Origin of the sequence: Capillimicrobium parvum (assembly GCF_021172045.1) — a bacterium.
GTDB classification, from domain to species: Bacteria; Actinomycetota; Thermoleophilia; order Solirubrobacterales; family Solirubrobacteraceae; genus Capillimicrobium; species Capillimicrobium parvum.
Window position 1 is genome coordinate 4,715,448 of sequence record NZ_CP087164.1, and the last position, 20,386, is coordinate 4,735,833.

General features: G+C 73.9%; 24 protein-coding genes. 10 read left to right on the top strand and 14 right to left on the bottom strand.

The features are described 5' to 3' along the window. Positions 1-35: 35 nt before the first annotated feature. Positions 36-722: a glycosyltransferase family 2 protein gene (locus DSM104329_RS22985; RefSeq protein WP_259312190.1), complete on the bottom strand. Its 687-nt coding sequence runs from the start codon at positions 720-722 to the stop codon at positions 36-38. Between the two features lie 58 nt (positions 723-780). On the opposite strand from DSM104329_RS22985, the gene DSM104329_RS22990 reads away from it, so the two are divergent. Together DSM104329_RS22990 and DSM104329_RS22995 are read left to right on the top strand one after the other, a co-directional pair. Then, entirely contained in the window at positions 781-993 is a 213-nt protein-coding gene (locus tag DSM104329_RS22990) for a biotin/lipoyl-binding carrier protein (RefSeq protein WP_259312191.1), read from the top strand. Positions 994-1,017: 24 nt separating this feature from the next. Next, positions 1,018-1,824 carry an enoyl-CoA hydratase/isomerase family protein gene (locus DSM104329_RS22995; RefSeq protein WP_259312192.1) on the top strand — a complete coding sequence of 269 codons (807 nt, stop codon included), beginning with the start codon at positions 1,018-1,020 and terminating at the stop codon, positions 1,822-1,824. A gap of 12 nt (positions 1,825-1,836) precedes the next feature. On the opposite strand, the gene DSM104329_RS23000 is transcribed toward DSM104329_RS22995, so the two are convergent. Continuing rightward, a complete protein-coding gene (locus DSM104329_RS23000) occupies positions 1,837-2,268 on the bottom strand; it encodes a CoA-binding protein (RefSeq protein WP_259312193.1) in 432 nt (143 codons plus the stop codon). A gap of 87 nt (positions 2,269-2,355) precedes the next feature. Between DSM104329_RS23000 and DSM104329_RS23005 the strand changes: the two genes are divergently transcribed. Then, positions 2,356-3,597, top strand: coding sequence for an aminotransferase class I/II-fold pyridoxal phosphate-dependent enzyme (locus tag DSM104329_RS23005; RefSeq protein ID WP_259312194.1), 1,242 nt, complete (start codon positions 2,356-2,358; stop codon positions 3,595-3,597). Positions 3,598-3,614: 17 nt separating this feature from the next. Here the strand turns inward: DSM104329_RS23005 and DSM104329_RS23010 are convergent, their stop codons facing one another. From DSM104329_RS23010 to DSM104329_RS23020, 3 genes are read right to left on the bottom strand one after another with little or no spacing between them, the layout of a single operon-like run. Next, positions 3,615-5,210 carry a spermidine synthase gene (locus DSM104329_RS23010; protein ID WP_259312195.1) on the bottom strand — a complete coding sequence of 532 codons (1,596 nt, stop codon included), beginning with the start codon at positions 5,208-5,210 and terminating at the stop codon, positions 3,615-3,617. Continuing rightward, on the bottom strand, positions 5,200-5,718 hold the full coding sequence (locus DSM104329_RS23015) for a hypothetical protein (protein WP_259312196.1): 519 nt from the start codon (positions 5,716-5,718) through the stop codon (positions 5,200-5,202). Before DSM104329_RS23015 ends, DSM104329_RS23010 begins: the two co-directional genes overlap by 11 nt. A 7-nt stretch (positions 5,719-5,725) precedes the next feature. Next, a complete protein-coding gene (locus DSM104329_RS23020; RefSeq protein WP_259312197.1) occupies positions 5,726-5,905 on the bottom strand; it encodes a rubredoxin in 180 nt (59 codons plus the stop codon). 29 nt (positions 5,906-5,934) lie between these two features. On the opposite strand from DSM104329_RS23020, the gene DSM104329_RS23025 reads away from it, so the two are divergent. From DSM104329_RS23025 to DSM104329_RS23040, 4 genes are read left to right on the top strand one after another with little or no spacing between them, the layout of a single operon-like run. After that, positions 5,935-6,534, top strand: a complete 600-nt coding sequence (locus DSM104329_RS23025; RefSeq protein WP_259312198.1) for an NUDIX hydrolase — start codon at positions 5,935-5,937, stop codon at positions 6,532-6,534. Then, entirely contained in the window at positions 6,534-6,911 is a 378-nt protein-coding gene (locus tag DSM104329_RS23030) for an NAD-dependent epimerase/dehydratase family protein (protein WP_259312199.1), read from the top strand. The genes DSM104329_RS23025 and DSM104329_RS23030 overlap by 1 nt, the downstream gene beginning before the upstream one ends. Before the next feature lie 14 nt (positions 6,912-6,925). After that, positions 6,926-7,534 (top strand): Rossmann-fold NAD(P)-binding domain-containing protein, encoded by a 609-nt coding sequence (locus tag DSM104329_RS23035; protein ID WP_259312200.1) that lies wholly within the window; start codon positions 6,926-6,928, stop codon positions 7,532-7,534. A 41-nt stretch (positions 7,535-7,575) separates the two neighbouring features. Further along, positions 7,576-8,514, top strand: a complete 939-nt coding sequence (locus DSM104329_RS23040) for a glycosyl hydrolase (protein ID WP_259312201.1) — start codon at positions 7,576-7,578, stop codon at positions 8,512-8,514. On the opposite strand, the gene DSM104329_RS23045 is transcribed toward DSM104329_RS23040, so the two are convergent. Genes DSM104329_RS23045 through DSM104329_RS23055 form a run of 3 tightly spaced genes read right to left on the bottom strand, consistent with a single transcriptional unit; the run spans position 8,511 to position 11,172 of the window. Continuing rightward, positions 8,511-8,888, bottom strand: a complete 378-nt coding sequence (locus tag DSM104329_RS23045) for a hypothetical protein (RefSeq protein WP_259312202.1) — start codon at positions 8,886-8,888, stop codon at positions 8,511-8,513. The two genes, DSM104329_RS23040 and DSM104329_RS23045, sit on opposite strands and share 4 nt — an antisense overlap. Further along, positions 8,888-9,283 carry a hypothetical protein gene (locus DSM104329_RS23050; RefSeq protein ID WP_259312203.1) on the bottom strand — a complete coding sequence of 132 codons (396 nt, stop codon included), beginning with the start codon at positions 9,281-9,283 and terminating at the stop codon, positions 8,888-8,890. Before DSM104329_RS23050 ends, DSM104329_RS23045 begins: the two co-directional genes overlap by 1 nt. 44 nt (positions 9,284-9,327) lie before the next feature. Beyond that, positions 9,328-11,172, bottom strand: coding sequence for a glycoside hydrolase family 15 protein (locus DSM104329_RS23055; RefSeq protein ID WP_259312204.1), 1,845 nt, complete (start codon positions 11,170-11,172; stop codon positions 9,328-9,330). Positions 11,173-11,238: 66 nt separating this feature from the next. On the opposite strand from DSM104329_RS23055, the gene DSM104329_RS23060 reads away from it, so the two are divergent. Beyond that, positions 11,239-12,681 carry a gamma-aminobutyraldehyde dehydrogenase gene (locus tag DSM104329_RS23060; protein WP_259312205.1) on the top strand — a complete coding sequence of 481 codons (1,443 nt, stop codon included), beginning with the start codon at positions 11,239-11,241 and terminating at the stop codon, positions 12,679-12,681. Between the two features lie 59 nt (positions 12,682-12,740). Here DSM104329_RS23060 and DSM104329_RS23065 read toward each other — a convergent pair whose 3' ends face one another. Further along, positions 12,741-14,162 carry a TolB family protein gene (locus DSM104329_RS23065; protein WP_259312206.1) on the bottom strand — a complete coding sequence of 474 codons (1,422 nt, stop codon included), beginning with the start codon at positions 14,160-14,162 and terminating at the stop codon, positions 12,741-12,743. Here DSM104329_RS23065 and DSM104329_RS23070 point away from each other — a divergent pair. Together DSM104329_RS23070 and DSM104329_RS23075 are read left to right on the top strand one after the other, a co-directional pair. After that, positions 14,147-15,745, top strand: a complete 1,599-nt coding sequence (locus tag DSM104329_RS23070) for an RNA polymerase sigma factor (protein WP_259312207.1) — start codon at positions 14,147-14,149, stop codon at positions 15,743-15,745. The genes DSM104329_RS23065 and DSM104329_RS23070 overlap by 16 nt on opposite strands. A 10-nt stretch (positions 15,746-15,755) precedes the next feature. Continuing rightward, on the top strand, positions 15,756-16,811 hold the full coding sequence (locus DSM104329_RS23075; RefSeq protein ID WP_259312208.1) for a Glu/Leu/Phe/Val dehydrogenase family protein: 1,056 nt from the start codon (positions 15,756-15,758) through the stop codon (positions 16,809-16,811). Here the strand turns inward: DSM104329_RS23075 and DSM104329_RS23080 are convergent. The 5 genes from DSM104329_RS23080 to DSM104329_RS23100 all read right to left on the bottom strand — a co-directional run bounded on the left by DSM104329_RS23080 (position 16,805) and on the right by DSM104329_RS23100 (position 20,344). Beyond that, positions 16,805-17,062: a hypothetical protein gene (locus tag DSM104329_RS23080; RefSeq protein WP_259312209.1), complete on the bottom strand. Its 258-nt coding sequence runs from the start codon at positions 17,060-17,062 to the stop codon at positions 16,805-16,807. The genes DSM104329_RS23075 and DSM104329_RS23080 overlap by 7 nt on opposite strands. A 14-nt stretch (positions 17,063-17,076) precedes the next feature. Then, positions 17,077-17,814, bottom strand: a complete 738-nt coding sequence (locus tag DSM104329_RS23085) for an MBL fold metallo-hydrolase (protein ID WP_259312210.1) — start codon at positions 17,812-17,814, stop codon at positions 17,077-17,079. 202 nt (positions 17,815-18,016) lie between these two features. After that, positions 18,017-18,625: a response regulator transcription factor gene (locus DSM104329_RS23090; RefSeq protein ID WP_259312211.1), complete on the bottom strand. Its 609-nt coding sequence runs from the start codon at positions 18,623-18,625 to the stop codon at positions 18,017-18,019. Beyond that, positions 18,622-19,749, bottom strand: coding sequence for a GAF domain-containing sensor histidine kinase (locus DSM104329_RS23095; protein ID WP_259312212.1), 1,128 nt, complete (start codon positions 19,747-19,749; stop codon positions 18,622-18,624). Before DSM104329_RS23095 ends, DSM104329_RS23090 begins: the two co-directional genes overlap by 4 nt. Before the next feature lie 229 nt (positions 19,750-19,978). Next, positions 19,979-20,344: a phage holin family protein gene (locus tag DSM104329_RS23100; RefSeq protein WP_259312213.1), complete on the bottom strand. Its 366-nt coding sequence runs from the start codon at positions 20,342-20,344 to the stop codon at positions 19,979-19,981. Positions 20,345-20,386 lie beyond the last annotated feature (42 nt).

The window sequence follows — 20,386 nt, forward strand, 5'->3', positions numbered from 1 at the left end:
ACCGGCCTCGACCGCCGGTCGGAAGCGGCCGCGCGTCAGCGCCGCGCCCACCACGCGGCCAGCAGGTCGCGCAGCTGGCGGCCCCGATGCGCGAACCCGCGCCACGTCCGCCCGGTCGCCCGGTGCTCGAGCTCCAGCGGCACCTCGACGACCCGGAAGCCCGCGCGGGCCGCGTCGATCGTCATGCCGACCTCCATCCCGAACCCCGGCGCGAACGGCGTGACGCAGGCGAGCACCTCGCCGCGCATCGCCCGCTGGCCCGACAGCGGCGCCGCGAGCTCGAGCCCGGCGGCGCGCCGGATCGCCCACCGCGCCGCCCCGACCGCGAGCCCGAACCCGCCGCCCACCCGGCGGGCGAACACGGCGACCGCGAGGTCGCCCTCGCCGCGCGCGACCGCATCGAGCAGGCCGGCCAGCCGCGCGGCGCTCTGACCCAGGTCGGCGTCGCACAGCAGCACGAGCGGCGGATCGGGGGCCGCGGTGACGTCGAGCACCGCCTGCGCCGCGCGCGACGCCGCCGCGCCCTTGCCCGCCGACCGCGAGCTGCGCACCACCTCGGCGCCGGCGTCGCGCGCCACCCGCGCCGTCGCATCCGTCGAGCCGTCGTCGGCCACCACCACGCGCGCGCCCGGAAAGGCCTCCCGCAGCGCCGCGAGCGTCGCCGGCAGGCGGTCGGCCTCGTCACGCGCGGCGATGAGGACGATGGGCGGTCGCGGCGGCATGCGGACGGCTATCGTGCCAGCCACCGTCGTCATCTGCCGTTTGAGGAAGGAGGGCACGTTGCCCGAGGTCGAGGCCCACATCACGGGCACCGTGTGGAAGATCGAGTGCCGGATCGGCGACGACGTCGCCGAGGGCGACACGGTCGTCATCCTCGAGTCGATGAAGATGGAGATGCCGGTCGAGGCCGAGGACGCCGGCACAGTCAAGGAGATCCTCTGCGAGGAGGGCCAGGCGGTCAGCGAAGGCGACACCCTCGTCGTCCTCGCCTAGGCGACCCCCCAGGCCACCACGCGCATGCCCGGCGAGGTCCTCGTCGACGAACCCGCCGACGGGGTCGTCCGGCTCACCATCTCCAACCCCGAGAAGCGCAACGCGCTCGACCACGCGATCCTCGACCGTCTGGCCGAGCTCCTGCGCACGCTCGACGCCCCCGCGGTCGTGCTGACCGGCACGCACGGGATGTTCTCGTCGGGCTACGACATCGGCGATCTCTCCATCGACTCCGTCGGCGCAGCCACGTCCGACGTCTTCGCCGTCGAGGCGGAGAAGCTCGTCGCCCATCCCTTCGCAGCGGCGATCCAGGCGCTCGAGGCCTACCCCTACGCGACGGTCGCCGCGCTGTCGGGCCACACCATCGGCGGCGGGCTCGAGCTCGCCCTGTCCTGCGACCTGCGCGTCGCCCACGACGGCATCCTGCTGGGCATGCCGCCCGCGAAGCTCGGGCTCGTCTACTCGCACACGGGGCTGCGTAAGTTCCTCGACGCGATCGGCGAGCCGCGCACCCGCGAGCTCTTCCTCCTCGGCCGCAACGTGGACGCCGCCACCGCGCTGCGCTGGGGACTGGTCAATCGCGTCGTCGGGGAGTCCGAGCTCCAGGAGACCGCGCTCGACCTCGCCGAGGAGCTGGCCGGCAACGCCCCGCTGTCGATCAGCGGCAACAAGCGCGTCATCCGCGAGCTGCTGCGCGCCCGCGGCGCGCTGGATCCCGACGTCGAGCGCGAGCTGCTCGCGCTGCGCGAGGCGTGCTTTCGCTCCGAGGACCTCAAGGAAGGGGTCCGCGCGTTCGGCGAGAAGCGGCCGGCGCGCTGGCGCAATCGGTAGCCGAGGCCGCGATCACGAGCGGCCCGTTCCCCGTCCCGACGGGTCGGCGGCGCGGCGACGACCGACGGCCATCGCCGGGCAGTCGTCCATCACGACGTCGAGACCCGCCGCGCGCGCCCGCTCGGCCGCCGCCACGTCGACCACGCCGAGCTGCAACCACACCGCCTTGGCGCCGAGCGCGATCGCCTCGTCGACGTGCGCGCCCGCCTGGTCGGAGCGCCGGAAGATGTCGACCACGTCGACCGGGCCGGCCGCGGCCAGATCCTCGACGGCGACGTCGCCGGGCGCGTTCGGATTGACGCGGATCACGTCCTTGCCGAGGCGCTCGAGCAGCGCCGCGATGCGGTGCGAGTCGCGCGACGGGTCCGGCGACCAGCCCACGACCGCCCAGCGGCTGTAGCGGTCGAGCACCTGTCCGGCGTCGGTGTTCACGAAGCTCGCCATGCACCGGAAGCGTTCCCCATGCGGCGGCGGACGAAGCGGGACGTCTCCGTCATGACGCGTCCGGGACCGCGCCTACGCTGGCGGCCCATGGATCTGCAGCAGCGCCTGGACCACCTGGAAGGTCTGGGCCTCCAGCGCCGGATGCGCATGGTCAGCGGGCCGCAGGGCCCGCGCATCGTCCTCGACGGCGAGCCGGTGCTCGTGCTCTGCTCGAGCAACTACCTCGGCCTCGCCGACCATCCCCGGGTGCGTGAGGCGGCGGCGGACGCCGCGATGCGCTGGGGCGTCGGCGCGGGGGCCGCGCGCGCGGCGAGCGGCACCATGACGGTCCACCGCCGGCTCGAGACCAGGCTCGCGGCCTTCATGCGCACCCCGGCGGCGCTGCTGTTCGGCTCCGGCTACCTCGCCGCCGTCGGGGTCGTGCCGGCGCTGGCCGAGGCGGGCGGCCTGATCTTCGCCGACGAGCTCAACCACGCGGCCCTCGCGGACGGCTGCGCGCTGGCCGCGGCCGAGACGCGGCTCTACCGCCACGGTGACGTCGAGCACCTCGCGGCGCTCATGGCGCAGGCCGCAGGGCGACCCATGCTCGTGGTCACCGACTCGGTGTTCGCCACCGACGGCGACGTCGCCCCACTCGAGGATCTCGCCGCCCTGGCCGAGCGTCATCGCGCGCGGCTCGTCGTCGACGAGGGCCACGGGATCGGCTGCCTGGGACCGGGCGGGCGCGGCGCGGTCGCCGAGGCGGGGCTCGAAGGCGCCGTGGACGTGGTGATCGGCTCGCTCGGCAAGGCGCTCGGCTCCTACGGCGCGTTCGCCGCCTGCGACGGGGTGACCGCCCGCTATCTCGCCCAGCGCGCGCGGACGCTGCTCGGCTCCACCGCCCCGCCGCCGCCCGCGGTCGCCGGTGCGCTTGCCGCCCTCGAGCTGCTGGCCGAGCAGCCGCAGCGCGTCGCGAAGCTGCAGGCGAACGCCGACGCCCTGCGCGCCGAGCTCGCCCGCGAGGGCTTCGAGACGGCCGGCTCGACGACGCAGATCGTGGCGGTCGTCGTCGGCGACGCCGCGCTGGCCGCGCGCATCTGTGACGCGGCGATCGAGCGCGGCGTGCTGGCGGAGGCGCTGCGGCCGCCCGAGGTCCCGCACGGCACCTCGCGCCTGCGCCTGACGGCGATGGCCTCCCACACGAAGGCCGAGCTGCGCGAGGGCGCGCAGGTGCTGGGCCGCGCCGCGCTGCAGACGGGCTTCCGGCCGGGCGCGGGCCTGCCGGTGGCGGCCACCCACGCACTCCCTGCCAGGCCGGGCGTCTTCGACGCCGAGGCGCGCGCGGCATAGGCGGCGCGCGCCGCGCGTCACCGCTCCCCGTCGGCCGCCACCTTCACGATCGACGCGTCGATGAGCCACTCCACCGGCGCGATGTCGTCGGTGTAGACGCGCCCGCCGGGGATCCGCGGGGCCAGTCGCGCCGCGGTCCGCGTGGCGACGGGTCCCAGCCCGGCCGGCAGCGACGCCGCGTGGCCCGCCAGCGCGCCCGCCGAGACCGCGGTGTCGCTCGCCACGAGCATCGTGTTGGTCGGCTGCACCGAGTCGCGCGCGACGTGGGTGAACACGGCGTTCAGCGTCGCGCCGAGCACCTGCTCCAGGCGCTGCGAGTGCTCCGGATGCCCGACGTTGATGACCACCATCCCCCCGGGCGCCAGCCGGTCCCGGCACAGCTCGAAGAACTCGCGGGTCGTCATGTAGAACGGGATGTACGGCTGGCGGTACGCGTCGACGACGATGAGGTCGAAGCCGCCGTCGCTCGTGCGCAGGTACGGGCGCGCGTCCCCTGTGTGCAGGTGCAGGTTGCGCCCGTGCAGGTCGAACCAGCGGCGGCCGAGCTCGGTCAGCTCGCCGTCGATCTCCACCGCGTCGACCCGCGTGTCCGGGAAGAAGTGCCCGAACGCACGCGCCGTCGTCCCGCCGGCGTTGCCGAGGATCGCGACGCGCCCCGGCGGGTCGTCCGCGGCCCGCGCGACCGAGGCGAACGGCAGCACGAGCGGCTCGTCCCAGTAGTCGCCGGTCAGGTACGAGCCGTCGGCGGGCAGCAGCGAGTGGATCGCCTGGCCCTCGTTGAGCTCCATCCAGCGGTCGCCGTTGGGCCGCTCGATCACTCGCGCGTAGCCGTACTCGGTCTCCGCCTCGGCCAGCAGCCGCTCGCCGGGCTCCGGAGCCTTGATCGTCCCGGCCGGCAGCGCGATCAGCGCGGCGAGGACGAGCGGCGCCACGGCCGCGCGGCGCGTCAGCCCCAGCACCGCGGCGATGGCGAGCGACAGCGCGAACACGAGGAACGTGCGCCGCGTGCCGAGGAACGGGATGAGCACGAGCGCGCTGAGGAACGTGCCGGTCAGCGAGCCGAGGGTCGAGATGGCGTAGAGGCGCCCGGTCACCCGGCCGGTCTCGCCGACGACCGACACGCTCAGGCGCACCGCATACGGCGAGCACATCCCGAGCAGGAACACCGGCACCGCCACGAGCACGAGCACGGCGATGAGCGACCCGACGAACGCGCCCGCCTGGATCGCGTCGAGCGCGTTGACCGCCTCGCGCAGGAACGGCCCGGCCACGAACGGCACGATCGCCAGGAGCACCGCCGCGCCGAGCGCGAGGCGGCAGAGCCCCCGCAGCGACGGGTCACGGTCGGCCGCACGACCGCCGATCCAGTAGCCGACCGAGAGGGCGACGAGCACGGTGGCGATCGTGTTCGCCCAGATCAGCGTGGAGTCGCCGAAGTACGGCGCCAGCAGGCGCGCCGCGGCGATCTCGCTGCCCAGCGACGAAGCGCCGACGACGAAGGCGATGACGGCGATCCGCCGCGAGCCCGCCGGACGAGCGGTCGGCGCGGCGGAGTCCGCGGCGCGATCATCGGGCACCCCGGAGTCGACGGCGGGCCGCGCTTCAGCGGCCACGGCCGAGCCGGCGGCGCCCGACGCGCGCGGCGCGCAGGCCGGCGAACGCCGTGGCCAGGGTGACGGCGGCGGCCGTCACGGTTCTGACGGCCCGGTTGATCGCCTCCGGGTCCTCGATGCGCTGGAAGCGGGTGCCCTCCGGGCCGATCTCGATGTAGCCGAACGGGAGCGCGTCGAGCGTGCCGCCTCCGCCCCCGCCTCCGCCCTGCTCGGCGGGGCCGCGGCCGAAGCCGGCTCCGCCGATCGCGCGCACCCGCGCGACGGGGACGATCGTGCGGCCGTTGTCGCGGATGGGCTCGCCGTAGCAGAGCTTCGAACCGGTCAGGCGCTCAACCAACCCGGAGATCGGAAGGACGCCGTCACCGGGGCCCCACGCCGGCGCGGGCGCGGACTCGGGCTGGGCGGCGGGACGCGCGGCGGCGACCGCCGGCTTCGCCAGCTTGGGCTTGGGCGCCTTCACCGGCTTGAGCGGCTTCGGCGAGACCTTCGCTTTGATCTCCTTGGCCACGCCACGATCACTCGTACGGGACGAAGTCCTTCTTGCGGGCCCCGCAGACGGGGCAGAACCACGTGTCCGGGATGTCCTCGAACGCCGTCCCGGGCGGGATCCCACCGTCGGGGTCGCCCTCGGTGGGGTCGTAGATGAACCCGCAGGACTCACAGAGCCACTGCTGGGCGGTACTGGTCTCGCTCATGCCAAGCACGTTATCGTCCGTCGCCGCGCATGGAGCAGCTCAACACGAGTGGCGCCGTCTCCGAGCCGCGCCCCGCGGCTTCGGTCATCCTCGTGCGAGGCGGCGGCGAGTCGCTCGAGGTGCTGCTCGTCCAGCGCACGTCGGAGGCGCGCTTCATGGCCGGCGCCTGGGTCTTCCCGGGCGGCGCGGTCGACCCGGGCGAGGACGAGCGTGCCGCCGCGATGCGCGAGCTGCAGGAGGAGGCGGGCGTCACGCTCGGCGACCCGGGCGCGCTCGTGGCCTTCAGCCGCTGGATCACCCCGCCCCAGGTCAAGCGGCGCTTCGACACGTACTTCTTCGTCACCGCGCTGCCGGCGGGCGAGGAGCCCGCGATCGACGGCTCGGAGTGCGTGGCGCTCGGCTGGTTCACGCCACGCGAGGCGCTCGACGCCCACGGCCGCGGCGACCTGCTGCTCGTCTTCCCGACGATCAAGCACCTCGAACAGCTCGGCCTGTTCTCCAGCGCCGACGCGCTCGTCGAGCACGCCCGCGGCCGGGTCGTGCAGCCGGTCGAGCCGCGGGTGATCCTGACCGGCGAGACGGCGCGGATCGTCCTGCCCGGGGAGCCCGACTACGACGTCGAGACCTGATGGGCCTGACGGTCGCCGTCACCGGTCCCACGGGCGGCATCGGCAAGCCGCTGCTGCGCTCCCTCGAGCGCGCGCGGGAGGTCGAGCGCGTCGTCGGGATGGCCCGCCGCCCGTTCGATCCGAGCCCGCTGCGCAAGGTCGAGTATCGCCGCGGGGACGTGACGAACCCCGACGACGTCGCCGCGCTCGTCGAGGGCGCCGACGTCGTCGTGCACCTCGCGTTCATCATCGTCGCCGGTTCGGAGGGCAGCGAGGCGGTCAACCTCGAGGGCTCGCGCAACGTCTTCCGGGCCGCCGTGGACGCCGGAGCCAAGCGGCTCGTCTACGCTCGTCGGTCGCCGCCTACGGCTTCCACGAGGACAATCCGTCGCCCCTGACCGAGAGCGTGCCGGTGCGCGGCACCGAGCGCCATCCGTACTCGAGCCACAAGGCCAAGGTCGAGGACCTCCTGCGCGAGGTGCTCGCCGGGCAGGCGACGCAGGCCTACGTCTTCCGCCCGAGCATCGTCGGCGGCCCCGACGCCCTCATGCTGATCGAGCAGATTCCGTACATGCGCATCGGCGAGCGGCTGCCCGTCGCGGTGCGGTCGCTGTTCGACAGCGTGCCGATCCTCAAGCCGGTGATCCCGGACCCCGGCGTGCCGTTCCAGCTCGTCCACCATGACGACGTCGCCAGCGCCTTGCGCGCCGCGGTCGTCGGCCGCGGTGACGCAGGCTCGTACAACCTCGCCGGCCCTGGCGAGGTCACGCTGTCGGACCTCGCGCGCGAGCTCGGCTGGTACAGCGTGGCGGTCCCCGACCTCGCGGTCGACGCCGCGGCGGAGGTCGTCGCGCGGCTGCCGTTCCTGCCCGCCGAGGCGACCTGGATCGAGGCGGTCCGCACCCCGGTGATCATGAGCACGGCGAAGGCCCGCCGCGAGCTGAGCTGGCGCCCCCGCCACGACGCCCGCGAGACTCTGCACGCCACGGTCGCGGCCGCGCGCGAGGACCTCGAGGCGTAGCCGCTCAAGTCCGTGGCGGTCCCGGCCGATGAGTGGGGTCGATGCGCTTCGCTGTCCTCGCCCTCATCGCCGCCGCCCTGATCGCCGTGCCCGCCGGCACCGCCGCGGGCGCCACCCCGCCGCAGATCGGCATCTCCGACCAGAACGTCTCGATGTTCTCGGCCCCCTTGTTCCAGAACCTGGGGCTGCGCTACGCGCGCTTCGTCACGCCCTGGGACGTCGCGCTCAAGCCGACCTCGCCCGAGGCGGCGAAGCTGCGCGACTGGATCGTCGCCGCGTCGTTCGACGGCGTCGAGCCGCTCATCTCCTTCGAGCACCGCACCGCCGACCGCTGCCCGGATCGCCCGTGCATGCTGCCGTCGACGTCCGCCTACGCCAAGGCGATCCGCGCGTTCCGCCAGGAGTACCCGACGGTGACCACGCTGTCGGCCTGGAACGAGGCCAGCCACGTCACCCAGCCGACGTACAAGCACCCCGATGCGGCGGCGCGCTACTACCTCGCCATGAAGCGCCTCTGTCCGACGTGCACGATCGTCGCCGCCGACGTGCTCGACACCCGCTTCATGCAGGGCTGGCTGCAGCAGTTCCTGAAGGTCGCGCCGAGCGCGCGCCTATGGGGCCTGCATAACTACGGCGACACGAACCGCTTCCGCACGTCGGGCCTCGACACGCTGCTGGCCACGGTCAAGGGCGACGTCTGGCTGACCGAGACCGGCTCGATCGTGTCGTTCACGACGTCCGACGGGCGCCAGTCGTTCAAGCCGAGCCAGGCGCGCGCGGCGAAGGCGATGCGCTACCTGTTCACCCGTCTCGTGCCGCGGTCCTCGCGCATCAAGCGCGTCTATCTCTACAACTGGCGCAGCGACCCGGCCAACCGCTGGGACTCGGGCCTCGTCGGCTATCGCGGCGAGAAGCGCAAGGTGTACGACGTCGTCGCGCAGTACGTGAAGCGCACCGCGGCGGCGCGCGCCGGGCGCTAAGCCGCGCGGACGACCCGCACGCCGAAGCGCTCGGCTGCCTCGCGCTCGAGCGCCTCATCGCCCGTCAGCAGGAGCACGACGTCGGCGTCGTAGGTCGCCAGCGCGTCGCCGAGCGCGAGCAGCGGCTCGCTCTCGCCCACCTCGCCGGCGGCCTTGACGCCCTCGGAGCGCAGCGCATCGACGCTGCGCTCCTCCTTCTCGCGCGCCTCGGCGATCGCCTCGTCGCTGTCGGACATCCAGAACGCCAGGCGCGAGCGGTTGACCGCCGGCTCCACCACGAGCACCTCCGCCTCGTCGAGCCCCTGCTCGCCCGGCAGCGCCGCTCGGATGCGAGCGGAGTCCACCTGCTCGTCGGCGAGCACGAGCAGGCGCATCAGCGCGCGTTGCCGTCGCGGCGGTAGGTCACGACGTCCTTGAACCCCGTCTGGCACGTCGTGCGCCACCAGCGCTTGTTGTCGCTCTGCTCCTCCCAGGCCGACCGGCAGAAGAAGTTGCGGGCGCCGACGGACAGCACCGGCGTGACGATGCACTCCCGGAACGGCGCGATCGTCGCCTGGCGGTAGGGGCGGCACTGAGCGCCGTGGGCCTCGACGGACCGGATCACCACCCGCGTGTCCCCGCAGGAGATGCCGCGCTTCTGGATCCCGTTGACGAGGGCTCCCAAGCCGGTGGTCTTGCAGTTCTTCAGCGGCTTGATCTTCGCGGCGTCGGCGGAGGCGGCGGGGATGAGGGCGGCGGAGACAGCGCCGCAGAGCAGGAGCTTCTTCATTGCGTCACTGCTACTTCCCGGTGCAACAGCCGGGGAAACGCCCTTCACCCCGCGTCGTCGATGACGTGCGAGACGGCGTTGATCAGCGCGAGGTGGGTGAAGGCCTGCGGATAGTTGCCGAGGTGGCGGCCGCTCTCGCTGTCGAGCTCCTCGGCGTACAGGTGCAGCGGGCCCGCGTAGCTGAGCAGCTTCTCGCACAGCGCCCGGGCGCGATCGGCGTGCCCGGCCTCCGACAGGACGGACACGAGCCAGAACGAGCAGATGAGGAAGGTGCCCTCGCGCCCGTGCAGCCCGTCGTCGGTCTCGTCGACCTTGTAGCGCAGCACGAGGCCGTGCTCGGTGAGCTCGTCGGCGATCGCCTCCGCGGTCGCGCGCACGCGGTCGTCCGTCGCGGGCAGGAAGCGCACGAGCGGGATGAGCAGCGTGGAGGCGTCGAGGGCGTCGGTGTCGTAGTGCTGGCGGAAGACGCCGTCCCTTACGCCGCGGTCGATCACCTCGGCGTGGATCTCGTCGGCGAGGGCCTGCCAGCGCGCGGCCATCTCGGTCTCGCCGCGCATCTCGGCCAGCTGCGCGCCGCGGTCCATCGCCACCCAGCACATGACCTTCGACGAGACGTAGTGCTGCGGGGCGCCCCGGGCCTCCCAGATGCCCTGGTCGGGCTCGCACCAGACGCGCGCGGCCGCCTCGACCTGGTCGACGAGCACCGGCCACAGGCGCTCGGGGATGTGGTCCGAGCGCTTCGTGTGGATGTAGACCGAGTCGAGCACCGCGCCGTACACGTCGTTCTGGCGCTGGTCGAACGCGCCGTTGCCGACGCGTACCGGCCGCGCGTTCTCGTAGCCCTTGAGGTGGTCGAGCGTGCGCTCGGTCAGGTCCTTCTCGCCGCGCAGCCCGTACATGATCTGCAGGGACCCGTCCGGGTTGCGCTCGAGGTCGGCGACGTACTGCAGGAAGTCCTCGGCCTCCCAGTCCATGCCGAGCGCGTGCAGCCCCCACAGGGTGAACGCGGCGTCGCGCATCCAGCAGAAGCGGTAGTCCCAGTTGCGCTCGCCGCCGGGCGTCTCCGGCAGCGAGGTGGTGGGTGCGGCGACGAGGGCGCCGGTCGGCTGGAACGTCAGGCCCTTGAGCACGAGCGCCGAGCGCTGGAGGAACACGCGCCACGGGTGGTCGGGAAACGTGCCGTTCAGCAGCCACAGCCGCCAGAAGTGGCGGGTGCGGTCGATGTGGGCGAACGCATCGAGCGCGGTGCGCGGGCCGCGCAGCTCCTCGGTCCAGGACATCGCCACGAACGCCGTCTCGCCCTCGCGCATGATGTGGCGCGCTCGCACGCGGTCGCCCTCGATGCCGGCGCGCAGGTCGGTGAACAGGCGGAACTGGGTCTCCTCTCCGTCGACGGCGTCGAAGAAGCGGTGCCCGTCCGCGTCGACGTCGGTGCTCCACGAGGCGACGTCGGCGCCGTAGTCGAACTGCGGCTCGCAGACGAGCTCGACCGGCACCGTCCCGTAGGTGCACTCGATGGTGCGCACGAGGAGATGGTCGGCCTCGTGGTCGGTCGGCGGGCGCACGTGCTCGGTGCCGTCGGCGTCGTGCCACTCGCCGATCGTCAGCGCGTCGCGCACGATGATCCAGCCGCCGGGCATCATCCACGTCGTCTCGAGCACGTTCGTGCCCGGCTCGTAGCGGCGGGCGGCGGGCACCGAGGCGCCGTAGGGCCCGACGCGGAACGTCCCGGCGCCCCGGTCGAGCGCGGCGCTGAAGATGCTCGGGCTGTCGAAGTACGGCAGGCAGAGCCACTCGATGGAACCGTCGGGTGCCACGAGAGCGCCGGTGTGGCAGTCCGAGAGGAAGCCGTAGTCGGCGATCGGGGGAAACGGCGAGGCGTCCGGCATCGCGCGAGCCTATCCAGAGCGGCAGAATCCGCCGCGAGCGGGGTCGCGCAGTGCTACGTTCGCGCGATGAGCACCGTGACCGTCGTGCCGACCTTGCAGAACTTCATTGATGGTGAGTTTGTCGATTCGGTGGAGGGGGCGACGTCGTCGGTGATCGACCCGGCGACGGGGCGGGAGATCGCGCGGGCGCCGGACTCGACGGCGGAGGACGTCGACCGGGCGGTGGCGGCGGCGCGGCGGGCGTTTGCGGGGTTTGGGTCGTCGACGCCGCAGGAGCGGTCGTTGATGTTGTTGCGGTTGGCCGATGCGCTCGAGGCGCATGGTGAGGAGATCGCTGAGCTTGAGGCGCGTAATGCGGGCAAGCCGTTGCAGGCGGTCCGGGATGATGAGCTCCCGGCGATGGTGGATCCGTTGCGGTTCTTTGCGGGGGCGGCGCGGGTGATGGAGGGCCGGGCGGCGGGCGAGTACCTGCCGGGGTTCACGTCGATGATCCGGCGTGAGCCGGCGGGGGTGGTGGGCCAGATCGCGCCGTGGAACTACCCGTTGATGATGGCGGTCTGGAAGATCGGGCCGGCGTTGGCGGCGGGCTGTCCGATCGTGCTCAAGCCGGCGCCGTCGACGCCGGTGACCGCGCTCAAGCTGGCCGAGCTGGCGGCCGGGATCCTGCCGGCGGGGGTGTTGAACGTGGTGGCGGGCGGCGATGAGACCGGCCGGGCGCTGGTCGAGCATCCCGGGGTCGACATGGTGTCGTTGACCGGGTCGGTGGAGACGGGCAAGTGGATCGCCGAGCACGCGGCGCGGACGCTCAAGCGGGTGCATCTCGAGCTTGGCGGCAAGGCGCCGGTCATCGTCTTCGATGACGTCGATCTGGGGGCGACGCTGGAGGCGATCGCCGGGTTCGGCTACTACAACGCCGGCCAGGACTGCACCGCGTCGACGCGGGTGCTCGCCGTCGGCGGGGTCTATGACGCGGTCGTCAGCGGGCTTGCGGCGCAGGCGCAGGGCTATGTCATGGGCGACACGATGGCCCCGGACACGACGCTGGGGCCGCTGTCGTCGGCGCGCCAGCGCGAGCGGGTGGCCGGGTTTCTGGAGCGCCGGCCCGACCGGGCCGAGGTCGTCACCGGCGGTCGCCGGCCCGACCGGCCCGGCTTCTTTCTCGAGCCGACCGTGGTCGCCAACCTCGAGCAGGACGACGAGATGATCCAGCGCGAGATCTTCGGGCCGGTCATCACCGTGCAGCGCTTCAGCGACGAACAGGAGGCGATCACGTGGGCCAACGGCACGCCCTACGGCCTGGCCTCCTCGGTGTGGACACGCGACATCGCCCGCGCCCTGCGCGTGTCGAAGGCCCTGCGCTTCGGCGCGGTCTGGATCAACAACCACGGCGCCCTGGCCAGCGAGATGCCCCACGGCGGCTTCAAGCACAGCGGCTACGGCAAGGACCTCTCCATGTACTCCCTCGAGGACTACACCATCATCAAACACGTCATGGCGTCGCTCGACTGACCGAGCCGCGGCGGCGATGATCGCGGAGGAGCCGTGGTGAGGGCGCCGCCGCGCGCCGCTCAGGCGGCGTGCTCGCCGTGGATGAGGTGCTTGAAGAAGACCGCCGGCAGACCGGCGGTGTCGCCGACGAACCCCGCGGTCGACATGAACGCCACGAAGTTCGCGCGTGCGCTCGTGACCGCGCCGGAGATCGGCGACGACGCCGGCGCGTGCGCGAGCGGATGGATGTTGCCGCTGTTGTTGTTGCGGAAGTAGAGGACCGACGTCGCGCGTTCGTTGACGAACACGACGATCCCCCGGGTGGCGGCGAACGCGGTGATGCCGCCGTTGAAGCTGTGGCCGCCGAGGCTGCGCCCGCCGCGTCGCGTCGCCGAGATGAGATCGGTCCTCGACGGGCCGCCGCGGGGGCCCAGCACCCGCATGTAGACGTCGCGTCCACGGTTGCGGTCGCGGCGCGTCAGTCGCGCGGAGGTGTCGAAGCTGACCGCCCACCGGTGGCCGTCGTCGTCGCTGACCGTCGGGTCGGCGCCCGGACCGACGCGAGCGACGCGGCCGGCGCGCCGGATGAGCACGCTGGCGCCGCGCACCCAGACGATGGCGGTGCCGTCGCGCGCGAAGTGCGGGTCCGCACCGGCGGCCACGCGCTCGGGCATGCCGCCGGCCACGCGGGCGGAGTAGATCGCGCCGTCGGCCACGAAGGCGACGCGGCGGCACGCGCCGTCGATCGACGCGTCTTCCGCGGGCGGGGCGATCCCGCGGGAGATGAGCCGCGTGCGGCCGCTGCGCAGGTCGCGCACGAAGACGTCGGAGACGGGGTCGACGTCGTCGGGGGCGAGATTGGAGGCGGTCGACTGAAACGCGACGCAGTGCGGCGCCCGGCGCATGGAGCCGTCGAGGGCGGGGCGCGTCGAAGCGCCGTCGGCCTGCGCGCCGGCGCTGCTCACGCTCGCGCGCTGCAAGGTCCCGCCGGGGGCGGACAGCTCGAGTCCGGCCGGGCCTGCAGGACGCGTCCAGACGAACGCGTCGGGCTCGCCATTGGTGTCGGCCGGGACGAGGTTGGTCGCCGTCGAGTCGAAGGCGGCGTACCGCGTCTGGCGGTCGTCGCCCGACACGGCGGCGTGGCCGGACGGCCCGTCCGGCGGGCCGCCCCTCGGGAGGATGGAGATGGCGAGCGGGTCGGTGCCGAAGATCGCCGCGGCGCCCGCGCCGGACGGCGCGGCCGCGCAGACGATGCCGGCGAGCGCCGCCAGACATCCGGATGTCAGAAGCCGCCTGCGTGAAATGCCGTCACCTCGCCCCGCCGGTCCGAGCGAGCCTAACCGGGCAATGTTACGCAGGCGAGCCCCGGCCGCGCTGCCCGCGCCGGGTCCAGGCCGCGGGGGTTTCGGCGGAGCCGCCGGGGAGAATCCCGCCGTCGAGAAACTTCCGGGGGCGTCAGGGGTTAGAGTCGGCCGAAGGACACCACGTGGAAGCCGGCGCACTCCAAGCACCCGCAGGGCTCAGCCGGATCTCGATCGCGGCACCGCTCCTGCGGCTGCGCACCGATGATCAGCTGGTGGCGTTGTTCCGGGCCGGCAACGAGGACGCCTTCCAGGTCATCTTCGACCGCTATCGCCAGCGCCTGTTCGCCTACACGCGCCAGATGCTGGCCGGCTCACGCCAGGACGCCGAGGACGCGCTGCAGGACGTGTTCCTGCGCGCGTACGGGGCGCTGCGCGCCAACGACCGCCCGGTGTCGCTGCGCGCGTGGCTGTACCGCGTGGCGCACAACCGCTGCATCGACCAGCTGCGCCGGCCGGTCCCCGCGAGCGCGGACGTCTTCGACGTCTCCCGCGCGCCGCTGAAGGATCCGATCGACGAGAGCCAGCGTCGCGAGGACCTGCGCCGGCTCGTCGAGGACGTCCGCCGGCTGCCCGAGGCCCAGCGCTCCGCGCTGCTCATGCGCGAGATGGAAGGGCTCAGCTACCAGGACCTCGCCGCGGCGCTCGACGTCACGGTCCCGGCGGTGAAGTCGCTGCTCGTGCGCGCCCGCATCGGGCTCGTCGAGGCGATCGAGGCGCGCGACACCGCCTGCACCGACATCCGCAACGACCTGCTCGCCTCCTACGACAAGGGCGTGCGCGCGACCGGCAAGGCGCGCCGGCACCTGCGCGACTGCGCCGGCTGCCGCGCGTACCGCACCCAGCTGCGCAGCGTCCAGCGCGGTCTCGGGGCGCTGAGCCCCGGCCATTCGGGCCCGATCGGCATGCTCGCCAAGGTCTTCGGGATCGGCGGCGGCGCGGGCGGCGCCGCGGCGGGTGGCACCGCGGTCGTCGGCGGCGGCGGCGCGGCCGTGGTCGGCGGCGGGGCCGCCGCGACGGTCACCGCCTGCAAGGTTGCCGCGCTCGTCTGCTCGGCGGCGCTGGTCACCGGCGCGGCCTCCGACATCGAGAGCGCCGTGCGCCACGTCGTCCACACGAGGACGCCGGCCGCCCATGCGGCCACGCCGTCACACGGCGCGCGGCACGCGGCCGCGGGCATGCACGCGTCGCTCACCGCGCCGCACATCGTGCGGCTCCCCGCACGGTCCACCGCGGGAGCGAGCGCCGCCGCCGCGATCACCACCGCCGCCGTGACGAAGCCCGCGCATCTCGCCGTCGAGTCCGGGCGCGACGAGCCGAGCGCCGCCGTGGCTTACGCCCACCACGAGGCGCGCGTCATCACGCCCGACGACGAGGTCTACGCCGAACCGCAGAGTCCCACCCAGGGCGCCACGAGCGGCGCCGGGTCGGTGGCCGGGGCGTCGGCGGGCGACACGGTCGGCGGCGGCGTCAAGGCGCCCGACGAGCCGGCGACGGCGCCGGCGAGCACCACGGGCACCGGGACCTCGGCACCGGCGACCGGCACGACCGGGACTCCGTCGGCCGCCACGACGACGGGCACGGCGCCCACGGCCGCGGACGGGACCACCGCGCCCACGACCGGCACGGGCGCCGCGACCGGGTCGACCGGGACCAGCGGCTCATCGGCGACGGCCGCGCCGCCGGCGCTCACGGTGGCCGCGACGGCCACCGGCTCGCACTGATTCCCTGCCGGTGGAGTACCTCGCCACCCTCGACCACGAGGAGCTGGTGGTCCGGCGCGGCCACCGGTCCGGGCTGTACTCGATCGTCGCGGTGCACTCCACCGTGCGCGGGCCGGCGCTGGGCGGCTGCCGCATGTGGGTCTACGACGACTCGCGCGCCGCGGTGCGCGACGCGCTGCGGCTGTCGCGCGGGATGACGCTGAAGTCGGCGGTCGCCGGGCTGGACCTCGGCGGCGGCAAGGGCGTGATCCTCGTACCGGAGGGCATGCCGCCCCTCTCGCCCGCGCGCCGGCGCGATGCGCTGCTGGACTTCGGCGACACGGTCGAGTCGATGGGCGGCCGCTACATCACCGCCGAGGACGTCGGCACGTCGGAGAAGGACATGGAGGTCATCGCCGAGCGCACGGCGCACGTCACCGGCCTGGCGCGCCGCCGCGGCGGCTCGGGCGACCCGTCGCCGTGGACGGCGCTCGGCGTCGAGGTGGCGATCCGCGTGTCGGCGCAGGAGGCGTTCGGGGCGCCGGGCCTGCGCGGGCGCACCGTCTCGGTGATCGGGCTCGGCCACGTCGGCGCCCGGGTGGCCGGCGCGTGCCGCAGGGCGGGGGCGAAGCTCGTCGTCGCCGACGTCGACCCGTCCAAGCGCGAGATCGCGCGCCGGCTCGGCGCCCGGTGGGTGACGCCGCCGACCGCGCTGTTCGCCGAGGCCGACGTCGTGGCGCCGTGCGCGCTCGGGGGCCTGCTCGACCACGAGACCGTGCCGCGGCTGCGATGCCGGGTCGTCGCCGGCGCGGCGAACAACCAACTCGCCGACGACGCCATCGCCGACCTGCTGCACGCCCGGGGCATCCTCTGGGCGCCGGACTTCGTGGTCAACGCGGGCGGGATCATCAACATCGCGGTCGAGCTCGCGCCGGGCGGCTACGACCCGAAGCGAGCGCGGACGCGGGTGCGCGAGATCGGCGACACGCTGCGCCAGACCTACGAGGACGCGCGCGCGATCGACGCGACGCCGCTGACCGCGGCACACGAGCTGGCGCGGCGCAACCTGCGCGACGCCGCTCAGTGATCGCGCGCCACGCGGCGCACGCGCGGCGGCGGCTCGGCGATCGGCGGCGCGGGCTCGTCCGGCCCGACCAGGCGCCAGGCGCCGCCGCGGCGGCGCAGCGGCCAGCCCGCGAGCTGCAGCGAGTACAGCGCCTGCGCCGGCATCGAGACGCCCGCGTCGCGCAGCAGGCCGATGCTCACCTCCGGATGCTGCTGGAGCAGCTCGAGCGCCCGGCGGGCATCGTCGTTGAGCTCTTCGTGACGTCCGGCCATCGCTATCGCCAACCCTATGCGACGGGCGGGCCCGGCGGTCGGACCGGGCGCTCGACGCCCTCCGGCAGCCGGTCCTCGGCCTCCAGCTTGTCGAGGTGCGCGGCGAGCGACAGCGAGGCCGGCGCCCGCAGCGCCGCGGGCGCGTCGCTCCACGCGTCGTCGAGCAGCTCGTCGACCGTGCGCGCGCCGCGGTCGAGCGCGGCGACCAGGCGGCGCTCGCGCTCGAGCCGGTGCTCGATGAGCGCGCCGATCCGCTGCGCGGGCTCGGTGACGGGATCGCCGTGGCCCGGCAGCAGCAGCGTCAGGCCGCGCGTGCGCAGGCCCTCGAGCGCCTCCAGGTACTCGCCGAGCTGCGCGGACACGAACACGCTGCCCTCGCCGAGCACGGCGTCCCCCGTGCAGGCGACCGACCCCCAGATCCACGTCATGGAGTCGGTCGAGTGGCCCGGCGTCCGCACCGCGGTGAGCGGACCGAGACGGCCGGCCACCGCGACCGGCGGCCCACCGAGGCGCTCCCCGAGAGCGTCCAGCCCCTCGACGTGGTCGATGTGCCCGTGCGTGATCGCGATCCCGCCGGCACCACCGCGCGCCTGCGCCTCGGCCGCGACCGCATCGAGGTGCACGTCGATCGCGGGGCCCGGGTCGACGATCCAGCAGGGCTCGCGCCCGAGGACCCACGTGTTCGTCCCGGTCAGCGTCAGCATCCCCGGATTGGGCGCCCGGAGGTGCGCGACGTCGTGTCCGGCGATCATGGAGCGGCCGCCAGGCGGTCGACGGCGGGCAGCCCGGGGATCGGCCGGTCGCACAGGTCCAGGAAGGGCTGGTCGAGCGTGCGGCCGTCGTGCATGACGCGGATCATCCCAGGCTGCTCGGCGGCGGTCACTCGGCGGAGCCGTCAAGCGAAGCGGCGGGGCGCGGCGACGGCGGCGCGCATCCCGCCGAGACGCCCAGGGGTCAGGCGAGCAGCCCGAGCCGCTGCGCGCGCTGGACCGCCTCGGCGCGGTTGCGCACCTCGAGCTTGCGGAACACGTTGCGCGTGTAGTCCTTGACCGTGTGGTGGCTGAGGTGCAGCTGGTCGGCGATCTCGCGGTTCGTGGCGCCGGTGGCCACCAGCGCGAGCACCTCGCGCTCGCGCTCGGTCAGCTGCTCCTGCGTGCGCGGCGGCGCCTCGCCGAACACCTCGCCGCCGAGGCCGATGACGCGGATCGCCGCCATCACGTCGCGCGCGCCGAGCCCCTTGGACACGAACCCGGACGCGCCCGCCGCGCGCGCCGCCGCGGCCGACATCCGCCCCGACCCGCTGAACAGCAGCACGTTCGTCATCTCCGAGCGCGTCCGCAGCTCGCGGCACAGCTCGGCGCCCGAGGCGGTGCCGAGGAACAGGTCGACGAGGGCGACGTGGGGCTCGTAGCGGTCGGCGAGCTCCAGCGCCTCCTCGCCGTTGGACGCCACCAGGCAGCGCTCGACCCACTCCTGGCTGGACAGCAGCGCGCGCAGGCCCCAGTGGACGACCTCGTGGTCGTCGACGATCAGGACGCGCAGCTTCTCGTTGTGGCGCCTCATGCCAGCGGCGCGACCAGCCGCACGCGCCAGTGGTCGTCGTCGCTCGCGCCGAACTCGACCAGCCCGCCGTGGCGCAGCGCCTCCAGCGCGCACAGCCGCAGCCCGACCCCGGCGCCGCGGCCCTTGCCGTCGCCGCCGAGCACCCCGTCGTTGACGACGGTCATGTGCAGCGCGTCGTCCTCGCAGCCGACCGACACGACGATCGCGGTGGCGCTCGCGTGCTTGTCGGCGTTGCGCAGCGCCTCGCGCAGGACCGACTGCGCGAGCGGCTCGTACGTCGGCGGCACCTCGCACCCGCCGGACCAGCGGACGTCCAGCGGCGTCTGCTCGGGCAGGCGGCGGATGCGCTCGAGCTCGGCGCGCAGCGTCGTCGCCGCCGGCTCGACGAGGTCCTGCGCCATCGGCCGCTCGATGAGGTCGCGCAACTCGTTCATCGCCCGCTCGGCCTCCTCCGCGCAGCGCTCGCGCTCGTCGCCGTCCAGCGGGTCGCCGGAGCGCAGCAGCGCCGTGATGCCGAAGAGCCGCTGGATGACCGAGTCGTGCAGCTCGCGCGCCAGCGCGAGGCGCTCGGAGAGGTGCTGGTTGAGCAGCTGCTGGCGGGTGGCGACGCGCACGCTGGCGGCCAGCGCCGCCGTCTTGCCCAGGCGCAGCAACCGGTCGCGCTCGGCGGCGCTCAGGCGGAAGGCGCGCCCGCCGCGGTCGGAGACGATCACCCCGCGCCAACGGCCGGCGGCGCGCAGCGGCGTGCAGGCGACGGTCTGCAGGTCGAAGGCGCGGACGTAGGCGCCAGGCAGGGCCTCGTCGCTCAGGGGGCCGGTGAGGACGACGACGTCCTCCTGGCCGATCGCGCCCCGGACGAGGCCCGAGGCGTCGAGCGGCAGGTTGATCTCGGCCACGACGGCGGCGTCGAAGCCGTGGCTGCCCATCGGGCGCACCGCGCGGCGCACGTCGTCCATGAGGAACAGCAGCGCGCGGTCCATGCCGACGAGCTCGCAGACCGCCTGGCACAGCCGGCTGTAGTACTCCGAGCGCGGGGCGGCGTGGAAGTCCTCCTCGTCGACCTCGCCGAGCAGGCCGACGATGAGATCGACGACATCGACGGGAGCGGTCTCGGCGGCGGCCATGGTCTGCCCCTTGACGGTATCGCCCCCCACAACAAAGAGCGCCCCGGAGGGGACCGGGGCGCTCGGGGAGGAGAGGGTGTCCCACAAGGGGACGGGTATTCGCTATGTGAAGTGAACGTGAGCGACCAGCTGGTCGATATGAGTCACGGTCACGGTCGAAACGTACCGCCGGGCCTGGGTCCATGACAACGCATTGGATCCACACTTCCCCCAAGTGGGGGGGCCGGTCTCAGTCCTCGTCCTTGATGCGGCGGAAGACGGTGGCCGACAGCACCGCGTTGACGGCCCAGACGATGATCGTCGCGCCCACGGCCGAGCCGAAGCCGGCGATGGTGAAGTCGGGGACGAGCCAGCTCGTGATGTAGAGCATCAGCAGGTTCACGAAGAACAGCGCGATGCCGAGCGTGAGGATGATCACCGGCAGCGAGAGCACCGTGACGACCGGGCGCACGAGCCAGTTGACGACGCTGAAGACGAGGGCGGCGAGGAGGAGCGCCCACCAGCTGTCGCCGTAGTCGATGCCGTCGAGCAGGCCCGCCGCCACGAAGAGGGCCGCGACGTTGCCGATCCAGGCGATGAGAAGGCGGCGCAGCATCGGCGGCCGTCAAGCATGCCGGATCGCGCCGCCGGACGGCTC

Excerpts from the sequence above, each read along its gene's own strand:
- DSM104329_RS22985 (WP_259312190.1), bottom strand. The coding sequence starts at position 722 with ATGCCGCCGCGACCGCCCATCGTCCTCATCGCCGCGCGTGACGAGGCC.
- DSM104329_RS22995 (WP_259312192.1), top strand. The coding sequence starts at position 1,018 with ATGCCCGGCGAGGTCCTCGTCGACGAACCCGCCGACGGGGTCGTCCGG.
- DSM104329_RS23000 (WP_259312193.1), bottom strand. The coding sequence starts at position 2,268 with ATGGCGAGCTTCGTGAACACCGACGCCGGACAGGTGCTCGACCGCTAC.
- DSM104329_RS23005 (WP_259312194.1), top strand. The coding sequence starts at position 2,356 with ATGGATCTGCAGCAGCGCCTGGACCACCTGGAAGGTCTGGGCCTCCAG.
- DSM104329_RS23020 (WP_259312197.1), bottom strand. The coding sequence starts at position 5,905 with ATGAGCGAGACCAGTACCGCCCAGCAGTGGCTCTGTGAGTCCTGCGGG.
- DSM104329_RS23025 (WP_259312198.1), top strand. The coding sequence starts at position 5,935 with ATGGAGCAGCTCAACACGAGTGGCGCCGTCTCCGAGCCGCGCCCCGCG.
- DSM104329_RS23030 (WP_259312199.1), top strand. The coding sequence starts at position 6,534 with ATGGGCCTGACGGTCGCCGTCACCGGTCCCACGGGCGGCATCGGCAAG.
- DSM104329_RS23040 (WP_259312201.1), top strand. The coding sequence starts at position 7,576 with ATGCGCTTCGCTGTCCTCGCCCTCATCGCCGCCGCCCTGATCGCCGTG.
- DSM104329_RS23045 (WP_259312202.1), bottom strand. The coding sequence starts at position 8,888 with ATGCGCCTGCTCGTGCTCGCCGACGAGCAGGTGGACTCCGCTCGCATC.
- DSM104329_RS23050 (WP_259312203.1), bottom strand. The coding sequence starts at position 9,283 with ATGAAGAAGCTCCTGCTCTGCGGCGCTGTCTCCGCCGCCCTCATCCCC.
- DSM104329_RS23055 (WP_259312204.1), bottom strand. The coding sequence starts at position 11,172 with ATGCCGGACGCCTCGCCGTTTCCCCCGATCGCCGACTACGGCTTCCTC.
- DSM104329_RS23060 (WP_259312205.1), top strand. The coding sequence starts at position 11,239 with ATGAGCACCGTGACCGTCGTGCCGACCTTGCAGAACTTCATTGATGGT.
- DSM104329_RS23080 (WP_259312209.1), bottom strand. The coding sequence starts at position 17,062 with ATGGCCGGACGTCACGAAGAGCTCAACGACGATGCCCGCCGGGCGCTC.
- DSM104329_RS23085 (WP_259312210.1), bottom strand. The coding sequence starts at position 17,814 with ATGATCGCCGGACACGACGTCGCGCACCTCCGGGCGCCCAATCCGGGG.
- DSM104329_RS23090 (WP_259312211.1), bottom strand. The coding sequence starts at position 18,625 with ATGAGGCGCCACAACGAGAAGCTGCGCGTCCTGATCGTCGACGACCAC.
- DSM104329_RS23095 (WP_259312212.1), bottom strand. The coding sequence starts at position 19,749 with ATGGCCGCCGCCGAGACCGCTCCCGTCGATGTCGTCGATCTCATCGTC.
- DSM104329_RS23100 (WP_259312213.1), bottom strand. The coding sequence starts at position 20,344 with ATGCTGCGCCGCCTTCTCATCGCCTGGATCGGCAACGTCGCGGCCCTC.